The 16935-nt window shown below is 68.7% G+C and carries 6 protein-coding genes; all 6 read left to right on the top strand.

Annotated features, from left to right (window positions below; genetic code table 11):
- The first annotated feature begins 898 nt into the window (after positions 1-898).
- The 6 genes from ACAM55_RS09155 to ACAM55_RS09130 are packed head-to-tail and all read left to right on the top strand — an operon-like array spanning position 899 to position 16935.
- Entirely contained in the window at positions 899-8239 is a 7341-nt protein-coding gene (locus ACAM55_RS09155) for an amino acid adenylation domain-containing protein (protein ID WP_369655716.1), read from the top strand.
- A complete protein-coding gene (locus ACAM55_RS09150; protein ID WP_369655715.1) occupies positions 8236-13239 on the top strand; it encodes an amino acid adenylation domain-containing protein in 5004 nt (1667 codons plus the stop codon). The genes ACAM55_RS09155 and ACAM55_RS09150 overlap by 4 nt, the downstream gene beginning before the upstream one ends.
- Positions 13240-13245: 6 nt before the next feature.
- Positions 13246-13965: a 4'-phosphopantetheinyl transferase superfamily protein gene (locus ACAM55_RS09145; protein WP_369655714.1), complete on the top strand. Its 720-nt coding sequence runs from the start codon at positions 13246-13248 to the stop codon at positions 13963-13965.
- Positions 13962-14780, top strand: coding sequence for an alpha/beta hydrolase (locus ACAM55_RS09140; RefSeq protein ID WP_369655713.1), 819 nt, complete (start codon positions 13962-13964; stop codon positions 14778-14780). The genes ACAM55_RS09145 and ACAM55_RS09140 overlap by 4 nt, the downstream gene beginning before the upstream one ends.
- Positions 14773-15711 (top strand): hypothetical protein, encoded by a 939-nt coding sequence (locus ACAM55_RS09135; RefSeq protein WP_369655712.1) that lies wholly within the window; start codon positions 14773-14775, stop codon positions 15709-15711. The genes ACAM55_RS09140 and ACAM55_RS09135 overlap by 8 nt, the downstream gene beginning before the upstream one ends.
- Positions 15712-15741: 30 nt before the next feature.
- A complete protein-coding gene (locus ACAM55_RS09130) occupies positions 15742-16935 on the top strand; it encodes a polysaccharide biosynthesis/export family protein (protein ID WP_369655711.1) in 1194 nt (397 codons plus the stop codon).

Here is a 16935-nt window from a genome sequence, read left to right as displayed (position 1 = left end):
CCAAAAAGTTCGAGGACACATTGGCAATTAGATATCGCCTCGCATTTCGCGGCCTTCAACAAAAACCCCAGCCTAACAAGTCAAGTTGTTGCAGAGAATCACACGACTCCCGGATTCCTTGCCGAATTTTTTAAAACTATTACAGAATTCGGGTAGTTCATAACAAATCTGGTACCGCTTAATTGCGAGTTGCATAGGCCGTAGGTAGTAAGTACCGGCGGCCCGGATCCGTCGCGCTCTCCCGCGGGAACCGCATCTACCCAATAGTCAGCAGGACCTCTCTCCTGCCCTCGATCCCCTGAAATCGGATCTAGCCATCCCCTGCCTTCTCTACCGAAATTGAGTCACCGCCTGGGTGGGGCGCACGCCTGGGCACCGGCAAATTCCGCCGAACCAGACGCGTCCAGTGGCAGGCGCTTTGTCATGGTTGTGGACCGCGGAAAGGGGGCGATTGTCTCCTTCAAAAGGGGGCGCATCGCTCATGCGGGTGGCGGGCGCAATTTCTACAGTGACTTCCATGGCTAAAAGCTTTTCTGTGAAAAGGCGGCGCCGCGCAGATAGGAAAACCCGGACCCGCCGGGCCTGCGTTCGGCTCGCAACTCAGCGGTAAAGGCGCTGGCTACCCTATTCACGCGATCTAAGGTAGTACGGTTATGTAACGATCGTTTCGGGAATGCAACTTGATGAGTTTTCAGCTACTCCGCCGCAAGCAAAGTCTCTAGGATTACCAGCGAAATACAAACCTACGTACTACATACATTTTTCTTAATGATGTGTAAATCGCTGCTGATCTATTGCATGCATTTCTTATTACATCTCTCCCATGAAATCCCCATCCGTATTGCCGGTGCAATTCGCGCCCCTCCATCTTCCATTGGAAGATGTATTTGCGTTGCGCTTGAATTCAAAAAAAAAGGCCGAGCGGATCGGCGGTGCACTGGAGATCGACCCGGAAAATGCACTGCGCTGGACCCGATGGATCGAGGCCTCGGCGCAGTTGCCCGATACCCCTTTTGCGGCCGCCTGGCTCCTGTTGCAGGCCCGCTGGCTCGGCACGCAGGAGCCCGTCCTCCACGAGATTTCCAGGAGCGGATCGGAACCGGCGGCGAGCCGAACGGCGATTGCCGCCGCCTTTGATCCCGGCCAGACGGCCAGCAACTGGCTGGCCACGCTCGACGAGCGACGCCGCGCAGCGGCTGCGAACCCGTCCGGAGCGACACCGAGCTCGCTCTGGCTGAGCGGCAACGCCAGCGCCGCCGATTCCCAGGCCCCTCTTCATCTTTGGCTGTCCACCGCTTCGGGCACGCCGCGTCTTCATGCCGAAGCGGCGGCGACCCTCCTGGACCCGGCAACGGCAGCGCAACTGCTCGCGGCCATCGCCGACACTGCCGCCGACCTGATGGATCGCACCGGCGCTCCTCTCGGCGACATTCGCACCCTCTCTGCCGCCGACCGCGAGCAGCAGCTGTCAACCTGGAACGCCGCGCTGTCTGCGCTGGACCGCAGCCTCACCGTGGTCGAGATGTTCGCCCGCCGGGCCGCTGCCGCGCCCGATGCCGTCGCCCTCGCGGAGAGCGATGCGCAGATGAGCTATGGCGAGCTCGACCGGCAGTCGGACCGGCTTGCGCACCGCCTCCAGCACCTGGGCGTGCGTGCGGGCGACAGCGTGGGCCTGGTGCTCGAGCGGTCGATGGACGCCGTGGTGGCGCAGCTCGGCATCCTCAAGGCAGGCGCCGCCTATGTGCCGGTGCCGGTGGATTTTCCGCCGGAGCGCATCGCATACATGCTGGACGAGGCGGACGCACGCCAGGTGATCGCCACATCGGCGCACCGCCACCTCGTGCCCGAGTCCCGGACCGCGCTGCTGCTCGATGAGCCCGAGGCGGCCGAACTCACCCCTTGGCGCGCACCGGACATCGACGGCGAATCGGTGGCGTACGTGATGTACACCTCGGGTTCCACGGGCATGCCCAAGGGCATCGAGATCTGCCACCGCGCGATCCTGCGCCTTGTCGTCGACGTGGAATACGCCGATCTGGCACCAGGGCGCGCCATGCTGCACGCCGCGCCGCTCGGCTTCGATGCCGCCACGCTCGAAGTCTGGGGTCCGCTGCTCAATGGCGGCTGCTGCGTCGTTCACGGCGAGCGCGTGCCCACGGGCGCAGGCCTTGCCGCCACCATCGCTCGCCACGACGTGCACACCGCCTGGCTGACGGCCGCGCTGTTCAACGCGGTGATCGACGACGACCCTGCGCATCTCTCGGGCCTTCGGCATCTCATCACCGGCGGCGAGGCGCTCTCGGTGCCCCACGTGCGGCGCGCGCTGGCTGCGCTCCCGGGCCTCGCATTGAGCAACGGTTACGGGCCCACCGAATGCACGACCTTCGCAGCCACTTACCGCATTCCCCATGCGCTGCCATCGGACCTGCGTTCGGTGCCGCTCGGCCGGCCGATCAAGGACACCGTGCTGCGCGTGCTGAGCCCCTCGATGGCGCTGCTGCCGACGGGCCTGATCGGCGAGCTCTGCATCGGCGGCCACGGACTGGCGCGCGGCTATCTGCGGCAGCCGCAGCTGACGGAAGAACGCTTCGTGCCCGATCCGTTCGGCCAAGCGGGCGATCGCCTCTACCGCACCGGTGACCTTGCGCGCTGGCTGCCCGACGGCACGATCGAATTCATCGGGCGCCGCGACGGCCAGGTCAAGATCCACGGCCACCGCATCGAGACCGGCGAGGTCGAGATGGCCGTCCTCGCCCATCCGGCCGTGCAGTCCTGCGCCGTGGTGGCGCGGCCCGATGCCGACGGGCAACTGCGCCTGGTGGCCTACCTCGTCGCGCGCTCGCACAAGGTTTCGTGGGACGCGCTGCGCACGCACTTGGCCGCACGGCTGCCGGCGGCGCTGCTGCCCTCCGCCCAGGTGTGGCTCGACCAGCTTCCGGTCACGCCCAACGGCAAGCTCGACCGCAGGGCGCTGCCCGAACCGGTGGGCGACCGCCCCGAACTGGCGCAGCCGTTCGAGGAAGCGCGCAACGCCACCGAGCAACGGGTGTGCGAAGCCTTTGCACGCGCACTGCACATCGGCAAGGTCGGGCGCCACGACAACTTCTTCGATCTCGGCGGCGATTCGCTGCGGGTGCTGCAGGTGTTGGCCGAATTGCAGCGCGACAGTGCCCAGCCGCTGTCGACCACCCTCTTCTTCCGGCATCCGACGCCGAGCGCCATGGCGGCTGAGCTGGAGCCGGGCTCCGGCGAAGCCGCATCGCCCATGCCCGCCGCCGCAGCGCCGCGCGCATCGCTTCGCCCCTCCGACAGCGCCGACCTGTCGGGCGCCGTCGCGCTCATCGCCACCGCGGGCCGCTTCCCGGGCGCGGCGGACGTCGAGCAGTTCTGGGACAACCTCGTCGCCGGCCGCGACACCATCAGCTTCTTCGACGACGAGACGCTCGACGCCGGCGTCAGCGACGCCTTGCGCACGGACCCGGCCTACGTGCGGGCCCGCGGCGTCATCGAGGGCATCGAGAACTTCGACGCCGCCTTCTTCGGCATCGGCCCGAAGGAGGCCGCGCTGATGGACCCGCAGCAGCGCGTGTTCCTCGAGATCTGCTGGGAATGCCTCGAGCGCGCCGGCTATGTGCCCGACGCCGCGCCAGGCCCCGTGGGCGTGTATGCCGGCATGTACAACGCGAGCTACTTCCAGCGCCACGTCAGCACGCGGCCCGACCTCATCGAAGCGGTCGGCGAGTTCCAGGTGATGCTGGCCAACGAGAAGGACTACATCACCACGCGGGTGGCCAACCGGCTCAACCTGACGGGGCCCGCAGTCAGCGTCCACACCGCCTGCTCGACCTCGCTGGTGGCCGTGGCCCATGCCTTCCATGCGCTGCGCACCGGCCAGTGCTACATGGCGCTGGCGGGCGGCGCATCGGTCACCTGCCCGACGCGCAGCGGCTACCTCTACCAGGAGGGCTCGATGCTCTCGCCCGACGGCCGCACGCGCAGCTTCGATGCGCAGGCCCGGGGCACGGTGTTCAGCGACGGCGCCGCGGTGGTCCTGCTGAAGCGCCTGGCCGACGCGCAGGCCGACGGCGACACCATCTATGCCGTGCTGCGCAGCGCCTGCGTCAACAACGACGGCGGCAGCAAGGCCAGCTTCACCGCGCCCAGCGTGGACGGGCAGGCGGCGGTGATCCGTGCGGCGCTTGCGGCAGCCAACGTGGATGCGCGCAGCATTTCGTTTGTCGAAGCGCACGGCACCGCCACGCCGATGGGCGACCCGGTCGAAGTCGAAGCGCTGACCTGCGCCTACGCCGAGCACACCGACGCACTGGGGTACTGCACGCTCGGATCGCTCAAGAGCAACGTGGGCCACATGGTGACGGCCGCAGGCGCCGCCGGGCTTATCAAGACCGCCCTCTCGCTGCACCATGAAGTGATTCCGCCGACCGCGCACTTCGGCGCGCCCAACCCGGCCATCGACTTCGCGCGCACGCCCTTCTACGTGTCGCCCAGCCTGCAGCCGTGGCCGCGCGCCAGCGAACCGCGCCGTGCCGGCGTCAGTTCCTTCGGTGTCGGCGGAACCAACGCGCACGTCGTCGTCGAAGAAGCACCCGTGCGCCCCGCATCGACGTGCGCCAAGGGTCCGCAAGTCCTGCCGCTGTCGGCCCGCTCGGAGGCCGCACTGGCCGTGGCGACGGAACAGCTTGCGGCGCACCTCGAGGCAACGCCCGGCGTGCCGCTTGCCGACGTCGCCTACACGCTGGGCGTAGGCCGCAAGGCGCACGCCTTCCGCCGGGCGGTGGTGGCCAGCGATGCGGCCGAAGCCGTGGCCGCGCTGCGCGGCAACGACGGGCCGTGGCGCGTCAGCGGCCGCATCGATGCGCGTGCGCCGCAGCCGGTGCTGATGTTCCCGGGCCAGGGCGCCCAGTACCCGGGCATGGGCAAGAACCTGCATGCGAACGACCCGGTGTTCGCCGCCGCGTTCGACACCTGCATCAAGGCCTTCGGCGGCGCGGTGGACTTCGACCTGCGCGAGCGGATGTTCGGCGGCGACGCCCAGGCGCTGGTGCCCACGGCCGTCACGCAGCCTGCCATCTTCACGATCGAATACGCGCTGGCACGCCGGCTGCTGTCGCTCGGTGCGCGGCCGCATGCGCTCATCGGGCACAGCGTCGGCGAGTTCGTCGCTGCCGTGCTGGCGGGCGTGATGCGCCTGGAAGACGCCGCCCGGCTCGTGGCCCGCCGCGGCGCGCTCATGCAGGCCCAGCCCGCGGGCGCGATGCTGTCGGTGCGCATGAGCGCGAGCGAGCTCGTGGCCCGGCTCGGTCCGTCGCTGTCGCTTGCCGCGGACAACGGCCCCACGGCCTGCGTGGTCGCCGGTCCTTTCCAAGCCATCGAAGCCCTGCAGGCCGAGCTGCAGAAGGACGACATCGCAGCCCGCCCGCTGCAGACCTCGCACGCATTTCACTCGTTCATGATGGACGCCGCCGTCGCGCCCTTCGAAGCACTGGTCGGCGAAGTGGCGCTGCACGCGCCCACGGTCCCGATCTTCTCGACGCTCACGGGCCGGCTGCTCGAAGATTCGGAAGCCACCAGCGCGGCGTACTGGGCCCGCCACCTGCGCAGCACCGTGCAGTTCTCGCCGGCGGTGCGCGGCGCCATGGCGCACGCGGCGCGGCCGCTCTTCGTGGAAGTCGGCCCGCGCAATACGCTGGCCACGCTGGTGCGCCAGCACGGCGCGGGCGAAGTGATGTCGCTTCTGCACGGCGAACCGGCCGACGAGGCCCGCACCCTGCGGCTGGCCCTGGCCCGTCTCTGGACCTGCGGCGCAGACGTGGAGCTGTCCCGCCTCGCCGTTCGCGCCGGCGCACAGCGCGTGCGCCTGCCCACCTATCCCTTCGAGCGCAAGCGTTTCTGGGTCGACATCGCGGCTCCCGCAGCGAGCCCGGCCTCCGCGCCGCTCGCCCTGCCCGCCGATGCGCCGGCTGTCGCACAGCCCGCGCTTGCGCCCTTCGTTCCCCCTCTCATCCTGGAGCCGACCGTGACAGCTGCTGCGCCCGCGCCACTTCTTTCCCCCGCGACCACTCCAGCCGCCGAACCCATGGGCGTGCGGCTGCGGTCCTTGTTCGAGGACATCTCCGGTATCGACATGGCACAGGCGGACGGACACGCCGCCTTCGGCGAACTCGGCCTGGATTCGCTCACGCTGACCCAGGTTGCCACGCAGATCAAGAAGCGCTTCAAGGTCAACCTGAGCTTTCGGCAGCTGATGGAGAACTACCGCAGCTTCGACACGCTTGCCGCATTCCTGCAGGAGAGCCTGCCACCCGAACCCGTGTCTGCGGCACCCGCACCCACGGCATCGCCCGCCTTCGTCCCCGCACCGGTGCCCACGGCCGCGCCAGCCGGCATCGCAATGCAGCCAGCCGCGTACACGTCGCCGATGAATGCGACGGCAGCCGCCAGCGGCATCGGGGCCACGCCGCTCGCGCAATTGGTCGCGCAGCAGATGGAACTGATGCGGCACCAGCTTGCGCTGCTCTCGAGCATGGGAGCGGACACCGCCCCCGCCAGGTCCACCGTGCTCCTGCAGCCGGCGCCGGCGACAGCCGCACCGGCTCAGGCCGTGCCGGCCCCTGCGGCGCAGCCCGCCGCCGACGAAGGCGGTGCGCCCAAGGAGCCGGTGCGCTACGACGTCACCAAGGCGTTCGGCGCCATCGCCCGCATTCACACCCAGCGCACCGCCGAGCCGAGCGGCCGGCAGAAGGCCCGGCTGGCGACCTTCATGCGGCGCTATGTGGAACGCACCCGCAAGAGCAAGGAGTTCACCGCGGCAAACCGCCCCCACATGGCCGACCCGCGCGTGGTCAACGGCTTCCGGCCGCTGACCAAGGAGATCACCTACCAGATCGTCATCGAGCGCTCGAAGGGTTCGAAGCTATGGGACCTGGATGGCAACGAATACGTCGATGCCCTCAACGGCTTCGGCATGAACATGTTCGGCTGGCAGCCCGACTTCGTGCAGGAAGCGGTGCGCAGGCAGCTCGACGCCGGCTACGAGATCGGGCCGCAGCATCCGCTGGCCGCCGACGTGACCCGCCTGATCTGCGAGCTCACGGGCTGCGACCGCGCCGCGCTGTGCAACACCGGCTCCGAAGCGGTGATGGCCGCGCTGCGCATCGCGCGCACGGTCACCGGGCGCAGCACCGTGGTTGCGTTCACCGGCTCCTACCATGGCACTTTCGATGAAGTGCTGGTGCGCGCCGGCAAGGGCGGCAAGGGCCTCTCGGCCGCGCCAGGCGTGATGAGCGGCATGTTCGGCGACATCCGCGTGCTGGACTACGGCACGGCCGAAGCGCTGGCCTTCATCCGCGAGAACGCCGACGACCTGGCCGCCGTGCTGGTCGAGCCGGTGCAAAGCCGCCGTCCCGACTTCCAGCCGCGCGAGTTCCTGCAAGAGGTGCGCGCCATCACCGCGCAGCAGGGTGCCTGCCTCATCTTCGACGAGGTCATCACCGGCTTTCGCACCGCCCTGGGCGGCGCCCAGGAACTGTTCGGCGTGCGCGCGGACCTCGCCACCTACGGCAAGGTGATCGGCGGCGGCTTTCCGGTCGGTGTGATCGCCGGCAAGCGCGCCTTCATGGACGCGCTCGACGGCGGTGCCTGGGAGTATGGCGACGACTCGATCCCGGGCGTCGGCGTGACCTATTTCGCCGGCACCTTCGTGCGGCACCCGCTCGCGCTGGCCGCGGCCAAGGCCTCGCTCGAACATCTGAAGGAAGCCGGTCCGGCGCTGCAGGCAGGCCTCACGACGAGCACCGCCGAATTGGCCGGCGAACTCACGGCCTGGTGCGTCGAGGTGGGCGCGCCCATCGCTGTGCGCCACTTCGCCTCGCTGTGGCGCGTGAGCTGGCTCGAAGACCATCCGCTGCAGGACCTGCTGTTCGCCATGATGCGCAGCCGCGGCGTCCACATCCTGGACAACTTCCCCTGCTTCCTGACCAGCGCGCACAGCGCGGAAGACATCGCGACCATCAGCCGCGTGTTCAAGGAGTCCGTGGCCGAGATGCAGGAATCCGGCTTCCTGCCGCGCAGGGCCACCGTCGTCACGGGGTTCGACTACCGCAAGGCCCACGAGGAAGACGGCTCGGTGCTGGCCCGCGACATCGACGGCCAGCCCTTCTGGTACGTGCCGGACACCCCCGCCCCCAATCAACTCATTAACGGAAAGGCCGCAGCATGAACGCCGTTCTTCGCCCCCCCGCCGCCAGCGGTTTCATCGAATGCGTGATTCCCACGACGGAATCGCAACGGGAGATCTGGCTGGGCGCCACGCTGAGCACCGAAGCCTCGATGGCCTACAACGAATCGGTGCTGCTGCGCCTGCGCGGACCGCTGGACCGGGAAGCCATGGCGCGTGCCGTGGCCCGGCTGGTCGCACGCCACCAGTCGCTGCGCTCCACCATCTCGCCCGACGGCACCTGCATGCTGGTGAGCCAGCCGGGCGAAGATCCGATGGAGCAGAAGGACCTGAGCGGCCTCGCGCCCGAAGCGCGCGAGCAGGCCCTCGCGGCAGCGCACGCCGAAGCGGTGTGCACGCCTTTTTCGCTGGAACACGGCCCGCTGTTCCGGGCCGTGCTGTGCCGGCTCGGCGGCGCCGAGCATGAGCTCGTCATGTCGGCCCATCACGTGGTCTGCGACGGCTGGTCATGGGTGGTCATCACCGAACAGCTCGGCCAGCTGTATGCCGATCAGACGGGCAGCGCACACCAGTTCCAGCCCGCCCCCTCCTATTCCGACTTTGCCGCGCTAGAAGCGGCCGAAGCCCTGCATCCGGAGATGCAGCCGCACGTGGACTACTGGCTCGAACGCTTCTCCGGCGGCGCCCTGCCCGTGCTCGAACTCCCGCTGGACCATCCGCGCCCGGCCACGCGAACCTTCGGCTCGCGCCGTGTCGAACGCCTGCTCGACCGCCGCCTTGTCAACGCCCTGCGCACGGTGAGCGCCAAGGCCGGCGCCAGCCTCTTCGCGGGCCTGCTCGGCGGCTTCGTCGCGACGCTGCACCGCCTCACCGGCCAGGACGACATCGTGGTCGGAATTCCGGCCTCGGGCCAGCTTGCGCGCGACATGCCCGGCCTCGTCGGCCACTGCGTGAACCTGTTGCCGCTGCGCATCGCCGCACCGGCCCAACTGCGCTTCGACGCCCTGATGAGTGAATGCAGCACCGCCGTGCTCGACGCCTTCGAACACCAGGCGCTCACCTACGGCGCGCTGCTGGGCAAGCTCTCTCTCCAGCGCGACCCGAGCCGGCTGCCGCTGGTGAGCGTGATGTTCAACGTCGACCCGGACGTAGCCACCAGCGCGCAGTCCTTCCCGGGCCTCGAGGTCGTACAGGACACGATCCCGCGCCAGTATGAAAACTCCGAGATATTCCTGAACCTGCGGCCGCTCGACGGTGGGTTGCAGATCGAGGCGCAGTACAACACCAGCCTGTTCGACGACGCCACCGTGCAGCGCTGGCTCGACATCTTCGAGTGCGTGCTGCGCTCCGGCGCACGCACGCCGGATGAAGCGATCGGCCGCCTCGAAGTGCTGTCGGCCGAAGGCGCGCAGGCGCTGATTGCGCTGCAGCCGCCGCCCATCGCGTTGGTGGGAGCGCCGCTGGCGCACGCCGGCTTCCTGGCGCGCGTGCCGTTGCAGCCCGACCGCCCCGCGGTGCGCGACGGCGGGCGCGTCTGCAGCTATGCGGAACTCGATGCAAAGTCCAATCGCTTGGCTCGCGCACTGCGCGCGCGCGGCGTGCGCCGCGGCCAGCGCGTGGGCCTGTGCCTGGAGCGCAGCCTCGAGATGGTCGCCTCGCTGCTGGCGGTGCTGAAGGCGGGTGGCGCCTATGTCCCCCTCGATCCCGCGTTCCCGCAGGCCCGGCTCGAGCACTACGCCAAGGACGCCTCGATCAGCCTGCTGCTGACCTCGTCGGACGTCGTGGGCGCGCCGCGCAACTGGCGCGCCGACCCGGGCGACCGCCTGTTCGAGATCGACCGCGACACCGCATGGCTGCAGGAGTCCGCAGACGCGTTGCCGCCGAGCGATGACGACGCGGGCCCTGACGATGGCGCCTACGTGATCTACACCTCCGGCTCGACCGGCCTGCCCAAGGGCGTGTACGCCCCGCATCGCGCCGTGGCCAACCTGCTCCAGTGGATGCACCGGGTGTCGGGCCTGCACGCGGAGGATCGGATCGCCGCGGTCACGACCCTGTCGTTCGACATGGCGGTGCCGGACCTGCTGCTGCCGCTGGCCACAGGGGCCGAGATCGTGATGGTGCAGCGCGAAACGGCGATGGACGGCAACCGCCTCTGCAAACTGCTGGAACAGGAACAGATCACCCTGCTGCAGGCCACGCCCGGTATGTGGCAGCTGCTGCTCGACGCCCAATGGCCGGGAGCACCGGGTTTCAGGGGCTGGACCGGCGGCGAGCCGCTGCGGCCCAGCCTCGCGTTTGCGCTGTGCGAGCGCCTCACGGAACTCTGGAACGGGTACGGGCCGACTGAGACCACGGTGTACGCCACGGCCTGGTGCGTCGACCCCGACTTGATCGTGTCGCGCGGCGTGTCCATCGGCCAGCCCGTGGACAACACGGAAATCTGGATCCTCGACGCCGACCTGCAGCCCTGTCCGATCGGCGTGCCGGGTGAAATCTGCATTGCGGGCGCCGGCCTGGCGCTGGGCTACCTCGACCGCCCGGAACTCACCGCCGAGCGTTTCGTCACGGCCCGCATCTTCGGTATCAACAAGCCGATATACCGCTCCGGCGACCGCGGACGCTGGCGCAACGACGGGCTGATCGAGCATCTCGGCCGGCTCGACTTCCAGGTCAAGGTGCGCGGCTACCGCATCGAGCCCGGCGAGATCGAGGCCCGCTGCTGCGAAGTCGCCGGTGTCTCGCGCTGCGTGGTGGCGGCGCGCGAAGACCATCCCGGCGATGTCCGGCTGGTGGCCTACCTCGCGCTGACGCCTGGCACCAATTTCGATCTCGATGCGCTGATGGCGCACCTGCGGGAGTTCCTGCCGGCCTTCATGCTGCCCCAGCACGTGGTCACGCTCAAGGAGCTGCCCACCCTGGCGAACGGCAAGGTCGACCGTGTCTCGCTGCCGCCGCCGCAGGCGGTCTCGCGCGACGAGGTGAAGCGCGGTGCCGGCCCTCGCAACGAACGCGAAGCCAAGGTGCTCGCGGCCATGGAGAAGGTATTGAGCCTGCCGGGCCTCGACATGCGCGACGACTTCTTCATGATGGGCGGCCACTCGCTGCTTGCCGCGCGCCTCACCACGATGCTGAGCCGCGAGTTCCAGATCACGCTGCCGCTGCGCGCGCTGTTCGAGGCGCCCACGGCCGAGCGGCTGGCCATGGTGGTCGAAGGACTGCAGGGTGCGGGCGTTGGCGCGCAGGCGCCGCTTGCGTGCAACTTCAACCGCAGGACAGCGCCGCTCACGCCGTCGCAGGAACGCATCCGCTTCATGGAAGAGCTGTATCCCGGCCGCTCGGTGTACAACGCGCCGTCGGTGCGCCGGCTGATCGGAGATTTCGACGCCGCGCGCTTCGAGGCCACGGTGAAGGAAATCATCCGCCGCCAGCCTTCGCTGCGCACCAGCATGGGCGTCGATCCGGCCACGGGCCGGCCGGCCCAGGTCATTGCGCAGCAGGTGGAGTTTTCGCTGCCCGTGATCGACCTGCGCAGCCTGCCGGCCGACCAGCGCGAAGCCGAACTCATGGAGCGCGTCCAGGAATTGGCCGACGAGCCCTTCGACATCCATCGCGCGCCGATGGCGCACATGGCGCTCTACCAACTGGCCGAGAAGGACCACGCCTTCATCTTCGTGCCGCACCACCTGGTCTGGGACGGCTGGTCGTTCGACCTGCTGCAACGCGAACTCGCGGCCATCTACGAGGCGCAAGAGCGCGGGCGGCCGCACGGCCTGCCTCCCATTTCCACCACGCACGGCGACTACGCCGAGTGGCTCGAGAAATGGATGGAAGAACCGGCTTGCCAGCAGCAGCTCGAATTCTGGCGGCACCGCTTTGCCAGCGCGCCGATGCCCCGCCTGCCCAACACGGACATGCCGCGGCGCTCGGGCAAGAGCGGCCAGGGCGGCGCGCACTGGATCCGCATCAGCCCCGTGATCACGCAGCAACTGCGCGAAGTGGCGCGCGGCATGGACGTGACGCTCAGCATGCTGACCTTCGGCATCTATGCGCTGACGATGAGCCAGGTCATCGGATCCAGGTCCATCGTGATCGCGAACCCGATCCGGGGCCGGCAGCAGCCGGAAACCGAAGACGTGATGGGCTGCTTCAACAACGTGCTGCCGGTTTCGCTCGAGGTCGACTTCAACCTCTCCCTGCCGGCCTTCATGCGCTACGTGAAGCAGGAACTGCTCACGATGATGAACTTCCAGCAGGTTCCGTTCGAACGCCTGATGGCGCAGTCCGGCCTGGAAAGCCACATCCGCACTGTCGGCCCCTACCAGGCGATGTTCTCGTTCCAGGATGCGCGCGAGCGTCCGCGTTCGATCGGCACCCTGCAGAACAAGCAGATGTACGTGATGCAGCGCGGCGCGACCGACGACATCGGCGTCTGGCTGCTGGACAAGCCCCAAGGGATGGAAGGCGCGCTGATCTACAACGCCGACATCTACCTGCGCGAGACCGGGGCGCAGCTGCGCGACCGGTATCTCGAGGTGCTGTACCGGGTGGTCGATCACTCCAAGGAAACCCTGGCGGAGCTCGCCACCACCGAAGGCTCTTCCACCGCCGCCTACCTGCGCAAGCTCGCGGCCGTCGACCCGATCAAGACTTCGGCACCGGGCAACGGAGCGGCCGGCGCGCAGAAGAACGACGACGACGTCCTGCTGAACCCCGAGCACGCAAAGCTCGCGCAGATCTGGGCCTCGGTGATCGGGATCGACGTCAACGAGATCCGCGCCAGCGACAACTTCTTCGACCTCGGCGGAGATTCGCTGCTCGTGCTGCGGGCGATCCAGCAGACCGAACGGACGCTGGGCTACCGCGTGAACTCGCGCCGCTACCTGTTCGAGAACCTCAGCCAGATCGCCACGTCGGGACACCAGGGACCGGACGGCTCCGATCTGTCGGATCTTGCGAAGTTGCCGCTCGGCAACCTGAAAGGCGCAACGCGGGGCGAAGGGTTGCTGAGCACCCTTGGCAACTGGCTGCGCAAGGAGTAATTCACCATGGGACACGCTGGTTTCTTTGGCCTTTGTTCCGTCGAGGCGCCGGTATGCCGGTATCTCGACCTGGACGAAGACGCCGGCCCCGAGGCCGAGGGCATCCTCTGCGCCGAGGAACGCGAACGCGCCGCGCGGCTGCAGTTCGATGCAGACCGCCGGCATTACGTCGCCGCGCATGCAGCGCTGCGCCGCGCGCTGGCCGCACAAACGGGCGAACACGCCGAGACGCTGCGCTTCAACCACGGCGCCTTCGGCAAGCCCTCGCTCGCGGGGCGCTCGCGCGTGCGGTTCTCGCTGAGCCACAGCGGCGCGCTGGGCCTGATCGCCATCGGCGAGCGCGGGCCGCTGGGCGTCGACGTCGAGCAGCTGCGCATGGTGCCCGATGCGCTGGAGCTCGCCGAGCGGCATTTCACGCGTTCGGAAAGCGAAGCGCTTGCGGCCCTGCCTGCCGCGGAGCAGCACCGCGCCTTCCTGACCTGCTGGACGCGCAAGGAGGCCTGCCTCAAGGCCATCGGCCTCGGGCTGATCGTGCCATCGGAATGCTTCGAGGTCGGGCTGGAGTCCGACTGCCGCAGCGTCGAAGTGCCGGTCGCCGGCCGCATCCTCTGGCTCGCATTGCAGCCGGCGCCCTTCCGTTCGGACAGCGTGGGAGCGCTGGCGGAATGGCGCCAGACGCACGTTCACGCCAGCGAGCCTCGCGCGGCGACGGAGGTGTACCTGTGACCGCACACCCGTTCATGTTCGGACCGGCCTCGCGCCAGATCTTCGGCATCTTCCATGCCGCGGAGGATGCGCAGCCCGGCGACACCGCGGTGCTCGTCTGCCCGCCCTTCGGACAGGAGGGCCTGCGGACCCATCGCCTGTTCAAGGTGCTGGCCGAACGCCTCGCGCGGGCGGGTGTCGCAACCCTGCGTTTCGACTTTCACGGCTCGGGCGACTCGCCGGGCGACGAGACCGACGGCGAACTCGACGGCTGGCGGCGCGACCTGTGCACCGCGCACGAAGAGCTGCGCCGGCGGGCGCCGGCAAGCCGCATCGTCTGGGTCGGTGCGCGGCTCGGCGCGACCATTGCCGTGCTGGCGGCGCGCAACGGGCGCTGCGACCCTGCGCGGCTAGTGCTGTGGGAGCCGGTGATCGACGGACGGCGCTATGCGCGTTCCTTGCGCGAGCAGCATGTGGCCGCCATCGACACGACCTTCTGCATCCCCGATCTTGCCTGGCGCCGAAGCCTGGCACGCGAGCCCGACGCCATGCCGCAAGAGGTTCTCGGCACCCTGCTCTCGCCCAAGCTGCGTTCGCAGCTCGGTGCGCTGGTGGCCGAATCGCTCCCGCTCACGGCGCTGCACGACACCCTGGTCCTGACGCCGCCCGGCGACGAGCACACGGCGCAATGGGCGGCCGAGCAGCAGTCGCGCCACATGCCGGTGCGGCTCGCCTACTTCCAGCACCGGCTCGACTGGACGTCGGACCCCTACCCCAACAGCGCCATGGTGCCGGCCGGTGCGCTCAATCGCTTGCAGGGTGCGCTCTATGAATGACGCGACGCAAAGCCCGGTCCGGTTCGGAGCCGGCAACTCACTGGTGGGCATGGTCACCGTGCCCACGCAGCAGGTGCCTGCCGGTGTCGCCTGCCTGATGTTCAACATGGGTGCCAACCATCGCGTGGGGCCGCGCCGCATCAACGTCAAGCTGGCGCATGTGCTCGCGGCACACGGCATGGCCAGCCTGCGATTCGACCTGGGCGGCGTCGGCGACAGCGACGCCTTCGATTCGGCGCACGACCTGCAGACCCGCTCGGTGCACGACCTTCAGGCCGCCATGGACCTGCTCGAAAGCACGCTGGGCATCCGGCAGTTCGTGATCGTCGGCATGTGTTCCGGCGTGGAGCACGCCGTGGCGGTGGCCGCCGCGGACACCCGCGTGGTGGCGCTCTCGCTGTTCGACGGCTTCGCCTTTCCCGAACGTCGCGCCCGCTGGGAGCGCACGCTGCGGCGTGCCCTGGCGGCACCGGCGCACCCGTCTTTCCCCGGCAAGGCCAAGCGCTGGCTGCTGCGCCACCTGACCGGCAATCCATCGGCAAAGCCGCTGCCCGGTTTCCTCACCGAAAAGCAGCCGCCCGAAATCAGGTCGGCGTGGTTCGGCGCCACCTTGAAACGCCTGGTCGAGCGGAAGGTCGCGCTGCAGCTGCTGTATTCGGGATCGCTGCACGTGTGCGACCGCGACCGCGACCAGCTCGGTGCGCTCGGCCGCGAGCCGTTCGCCAAAGCCCTGCAATACCAGTTCATGCGCAACGTGGACCACACGTTCTGCACCGCGGAAGGTCAGCTGATCTACATGCAAACCGTTGGCGACTGGGCGATTGCGTGCGCCCGCAGCGCCGGAGTGGAGCGCATGAGCCCGAGCCCCAGCCCCAGCCCCGCAACGGCGGCCGCCGAACGTCCGCTGTGCGGCGCCTACGCATCCCAGTAAGCAAGTTTTCCCTAGAGCAAAGGACACACCATGGCACACCTCGATCAAGCCGGTTCCTTGCGCGTTGCACGCGTCCCGACCGACACGGCGCCGCCGTTCGCCCGCGTTCGCATCCGAACCCGCATGGGACTCGCGGCCGTGCTGCTGCCGCTGTGCCTGGCAGGCTGCGGGATTCCGGGTTTCGGAAATCCCGACCGAGGGGACTGGAGCGGCTCCGGCTCCGAGGTGACCGCGCAGCCGAAGATCGTCGCCATCACGCCCGAACTGATCCGCACCATGGCCGCGCAGAATCCGCAGGCCGTGCCGGCCGAGGTGCGGCAGCTCTTCGGCAAGGCGCCGGTCTACACCATCGGGCCGGGGGACGTGGTGGGCATCGTGGTCTACCGCCATCCGGAGCTGATGCCCAACGCGGGCGCGGTCATCTCGCAGCAGTCCGACCCGACGGGCGTGAGCGTGGCGCCCGGCTTCATCGTCGACGGCCAGGGCGAGATCAGCTTTCCCTACATCGGCCGCACGAAGGTCGATGGTCTGACGGAGAGCGCCGCCTCCGACCTCATCTCGCGCCGGATCGCCCCCTTCGTGAAGGACCCGCTGGTGAGCGTCAGGGTGCAGTCGTTCCGCAGCCGGCGCGTTTACGTGGAGGGCGAGGTCCGCACCCCGGGCCTGCAGATCTTCACCGACGTGCCGATGACGCTGGCCGAGGCAATCAATCGAGCCGGCAGCATCAATGCGGGAGGGGATCGCTCGCGGGTGAGCCTGACGCGCGGTGAGCGCACCTATGTGCTCGACCTGCCGATGCTCCAGCGCTTCGGCTACGACGCGAGCCGCATTCCGATGCAGAGCGGCGACATCGTGCACGTCGGCACCCGCGACGACACCCGCGTCTACGTGATGGGGGAGATCGCGCGGCCCTCGGCCCTGCTGATGCGCAACGGGCGGTTGAGCCTGAACGAGGCGCTAGGCGATGCCGGCGGCCCCGAGCTGAACACCTCCCAACCCGGCCAGATCTACGTCATACGCAATTCGCGCGGCGACGTGCCCGAGGTGTTCCATCTCAACGCGAAAAACCCGGTGGCGCTGGCCCTGGCCGACCGCTTCGAGCTGCAGCCACGCGACGTGGTCTACATCGATCCCGTGCCGCTGGTGCGATGGAACCGGGTGATCAGCCTGATTCTTCCCGCCGCGCAGGTCGTGAACCTCGGGGGCACCGCCAGCCGTCGCTGA

The organism is Variovorax sp. V213 (assembly GCF_041154455.1).
GTDB lineage: Bacteria > Pseudomonadota > Gammaproteobacteria > Burkholderiales > Burkholderiaceae_C > Variovorax.
This window is presented reverse-complemented; position numbering and strand designations above follow the sequence as displayed.

Excerpts from the sequence above, each read along its gene's own strand:
- ACAM55_RS09150 (WP_369655715.1), top strand. The coding sequence starts at position 8,236 with ATGAACGCCGTTCTTCGCCCCCCCGCCGCCAGCGGTTTCATCGAATGC.
- ACAM55_RS09135 (WP_369655712.1), top strand. The coding sequence starts at position 14,773 with ATGAATGACGCGACGCAAAGCCCGGTCCGGTTCGGAGCCGGCAACTCA.
- ACAM55_RS09130 (WP_369655711.1), top strand. The coding sequence starts at position 15,742 with ATGGCACACCTCGATCAAGCCGGTTCCTTGCGCGTTGCACGCGTCCCG.
- ACAM55_RS09145 (WP_369655714.1), top strand. The coding sequence starts at position 13,246 with ATGGGACACGCTGGTTTCTTTGGCCTTTGTTCCGTCGAGGCGCCGGTA.